The sequence below is a fragment of the Bacteroides sp. AM37-9 genome (assembly GCF_003603455.1).
GTDB lineage: Bacteria > Bacteroidota > Bacteroidia > Bacteroidales > Bacteroidaceae > Bacteroides > Bacteroides xylanisolvens.
The window spans coordinates 1-377 of sequence record NZ_QTNF01000094.1; the positions used below are offsets into that span (position 1 = coordinate 1).

1 protein-coding gene is annotated in these 377 nt (G+C 39.8%); it reads right to left on the minus strand.

The features are described 5' to 3' along the window. Positions 1–377: transposase (locus tag DW862_RS25655; protein WP_165861978.1), on the minus strand; the 377-nt coding region annotated here is incomplete at both ends.

The following is a 377-nucleotide window of genomic DNA, read 5'->3' on the forward strand; positions in this document are numbered from 1 at the left end:
ACGTGCTTAATATCTTCAAACTGCTTGAAAAGTAATTCTGCCCTGATTTTCTGACTCTTGGTCCATTTATCAGGTGATTTAAATAATAAATATCTGCTTCTGGCCAATAATTGCCTGAGTGTATCTCCGTTTTCGAGTTCTTCTGCTTTATATACTTCCCCCTTCTCTTTTGCCGCTTTCATAGCTTTATTCTCCTCTTTTATCACTTGCCATCTATATGTAATGCGCAACTCTTGTACAGCTTCGTATACAAGTTTTTGTACATGAAACCTATCAATCACCTGCATGGCACGTGGAAAGCACGTTTTGGCAATCTTTTGCATGCTCCCGGCCATATCCAGTGTAATTTCTTTGACTTGATTACGCAGCTCCTGTGG